This is a genomic window from Turicibacter sp. GALT-G1, from assembly GCF_025594995.1.
GTDB classification, from domain to species: Bacteria; Bacillota_I; Bacilli_A; order MOL361; family Turicibacteraceae; genus Turicibacter; species Turicibacter bilis.
The window spans coordinates 1-3,109 of sequence record NZ_JAMQUS010000093.1 but is presented as its reverse complement, the minus strand read 5'-3'; the positions used below and the strand labels follow the sequence as shown (position 1 = coordinate 3,109).

Sequence of the window (3,109 nt, the reverse complement as noted above, 5' to 3'; positions counted from 1 at the left end):
CAATTAGGACAAACAAAATAGTTATTCAAAAATATATGCACAATAAAGGGGAGAACTCGATTCTCCTCTTTTTATATTTTTAATAAACTATTTTCAAATAAAAACAAATGTTATGTATTAATTTGTCGAAACTACACATATTAAGATTGTCAGGAGGTGACAAACATGTCAAACCAATCAAATAGCAATAAATTAGTCGTACCAGGAGCACAAGCAGCAATCGATAACATGAAAGCAGAGATTGCTAATGAATTTGGTGTTCAATTAGGAGCAGATACAACAGCTCGTCAAAATGGTTCAGTTGGTGGAGAAATCACTAAACGATTAGTAGCGATGGCTCAACAACAATTAGGACAAACAAAATAATAACACTATTAAAAACTAATCAACACGACTACAAACTACATCAAAACGAAAAAACGATCTTTAAAAGATCGTTTTTTTGTTAAATTAAAAGCATAGGTTATAATAACTGACATGGTATTAAATCTTAGATATAATTATAGAAAAAGGAGGAAATAATATGAATATTTTAATTTATCCAAAATGTACAACATGTAAAAAAGCAGTAAAGTGGTTAAAAGATAACAATGTAGAGGCAGAAATCCGTCATATTGTAGAAGAACCATTATCTAAAGAAGAAATCAAACAATTACATCTAAAATCGGGAGAACCAATTAAAAAGTTCTTTAACACAAGTGGAATGAAATACCGTGAATTAGGCTTAAAAGATAAACTTTCAACTATGAGCGAAGAAGAGTGCTATGAATTATTAGCAAGCGATGGAATGCTAGTAAAACGTCCACTGGCATTCGATAACGAAAAAGTGACGCTAGGATTCAAAGAAGCGGTGTATGAAACATCATGGAAAAAATAAATCAAAACTTAATGAATGTAGACTATGAAAGTCTAAAAGAGATTTGGAAACAGGAGTGCTTAGTGATTACATTAGCCTATACTCCAACATGTGGGACATGTCATGTTGCAAAAAAAATGTTACAAGTAATTAAAGCAGCCATGCCGGATCTTAACATGACACAAATAAACTTAAATTACTATGGGGATATGGCGATTGACCTTGAAATAATGTCAGTGCCTTGCATAATGATTCATAAAAAAGGAAAGTGCGTTGAAAAAATCTATGCATTTGAATCTGTACCATTTTTGTATAAAAAAATAACTTCTTACCTTTAGTCTATGATTGATGCTAATATTTATGGTAAAATAATACATTAATAGGGAAAAATGAAATGTAGGGAAAGAAGGGATGAGAGGTGAATTATCCAGAAATTGGTCAAACAGTTGAAATACATAGTTATAAACATAACTCTAAAATTCATAGAATATGGCATGAAACTACAATTTTAGATATTTCAGATGAAGTTGTAATTGGGGCAAATAATAAAACATTAGTTATGGAAGCTGATGGGAGAACGTGGTATACACGAGAGCCAGCAGTCTGCTATTTCTATACCCAATATTGGTTTAATGTTTTATGTATGCTTCGTAAGGATGGGGTTTACTTCTATTGTAATTTAAGTTCCCCATTTGTTTACGATCAACAAACGATTAAATATATAGATTATGATTTAGATGTAAAAGTTTTTCCGGATTTAAGTTATAGGATTTTAGATGAGGATGAATATCACAAACATAGTAATGAAATGGGATATTCATTAGAGGTTCAAGAAATTATTAAGCAACAATTAGATATTCTTATAAATATGATTGAAACACGACGTGGGCCATTTGCACCTGGTTTTGCAGAACATTGGTACTACGTATATAAGAATCGATTATTGAAAAGGTGAGTGAGAACATGCGTGATCCAAGATTAGAAAAATTAGCTAAAACATTATTAGAGTATTCTAATAAAGTAGAAGCGGGACAACACGTCCTAATTAAAGGAAATATTTTAGCAAAACCATTAATTAAAGAATTAATTAAACATACATATCGTATTGGAGCCTATCCACATACAGAAATCTTAGATGATGAGATTGGTCGTGAATTATCTTTAGGGAATACAGAAGAAAGAATGGAGAAAGTAACTGGATGGAATCTTGAAAAATATAAAGATATTGATGCATTTATTTCCGTGTTTGCAGATGAAAATGATTCAGAATACAGTGATGTACCTACAGAAATTAAAGTTATGCAAGCAAGAGTCGGAAGACCAGTATCCAATTTGATTGTTAATACAAAACAATGGGTTTTATTAAATTATCCAACACCTTCTTTAGCGCAAAAAGCTAAAATGAGTTTGGAGCAATTTGAAGATTTTCTTTTAGATGTATGTCTAGTTGATTACTCAAAGATGAATGAAGCAATGAAGAATCTCAAGGCATTAATGGAAAGAACTGATAAAGTCCATATCACAGGACCAGGTACAGATTTAACTTTTTCAATTAAAGGATTACAAGCAATTCCTTGTGCAGGTGATTGTAATATTCCGGATGGAGAGGTATTTACCGCACCAGTGCGAGAAAGTGTAAATGGTATAATCCAATATAATACCCCAAGTCCATATCAAGGTACTGTCTTTAATAATGTAAAATTAGAGTTTAAAGATGGGAAAATCATAAACGCAACTGCAGATAATGATGTTGAACGATTGAACGAGATCTTTAATACGGATGAAGGGGCACGTTATGTTGGAGAATTTGCAATTGGTGTGAATCCTCTTATTAAACATCCAATGGGAGATATTTTGTTTGATGAAAAGATTGATGGAAGTTTACATTTCACTCCAGGTCAAGCATATGAGGGAGAAGCAGATAATGGAAATCGTTCAGCAATACATTGGGATTTAGTATTAATTCAAAGAGAAGAGTATGGTGGAGGATCAATCTACTTTGATGATGTTCTTATCAGGGAAAATGGTCGATTTGTTTTACCAGAGTTAGAATGCTTAAATCCTGAAAACTTAATTTAAGTAGATCAAGGGCCTACTAGGTCCTTTTATATTTTCAAAAAAATATATTTAAAAGTGTTGACATTGTGAAGTTATGATGATATTATAATCAAGTCGCCAACGACCGATGAAATAAATGTCGAAAACAAAAAAACTTTTAAAAAACGTTTGACAACTTTCGACAGGTATGATATT

Annotated in this window: 5 protein-coding genes; all 5 read left to right on the top strand. The window is 31.7% G+C overall.

Translation table 11 applies throughout. The features are described 5' to 3' along the window. Nucleotides 1–165 precede the first annotated feature (165 nt). The 5 genes from NEH74_RS13045 to NEH74_RS13025 all read left to right on the top strand — a co-directional run bounded on the left by NEH74_RS13045 (nt 166) and on the right by NEH74_RS13025 (nt 2,935). On the top strand, nt 166–366 hold the full coding sequence (locus NEH74_RS13045) for an alpha/beta-type small acid-soluble spore protein (protein ID WP_055244865.1): 201 nt from the start codon (nt 166–168) through the stop codon (nt 364–366). 157 nt (nt 367–523) lie between these two features. Next, the gene (locus tag NEH74_RS13040; protein ID WP_055244863.1) at nt 524–877 is read left to right on the top strand and encodes an arsenate reductase family protein; all 354 of its coding nucleotides are present in this window, start codon (nt 524–526) and stop codon (nt 875–877) included. Further along, entirely contained in the window at nt 865–1,194 is a 330-nt protein-coding gene (locus tag NEH74_RS13035; protein WP_055277342.1) for a thioredoxin family protein, read from the top strand. Before NEH74_RS13040 ends, NEH74_RS13035 begins: the two co-directional genes overlap by 13 nt. An 80-nt stretch (nt 1,195–1,274) precedes the next feature. Next, nucleotides 1,275–1,811, top strand: a complete 537-nt coding sequence (locus NEH74_RS13030) for a DUF402 domain-containing protein (protein ID WP_055277344.1) — start codon at nt 1,275–1,277, stop codon at nt 1,809–1,811. Between the two features lie 8 nt (nt 1,812–1,819). Then, a complete protein-coding gene (locus NEH74_RS13025) occupies nt 1,820–2,935 on the top strand; it encodes an aminopeptidase (protein ID WP_055277346.1) in 1,116 nt (371 codons plus the stop codon). Nucleotides 2,936–3,109: the final 174 nt, after the last annotated feature.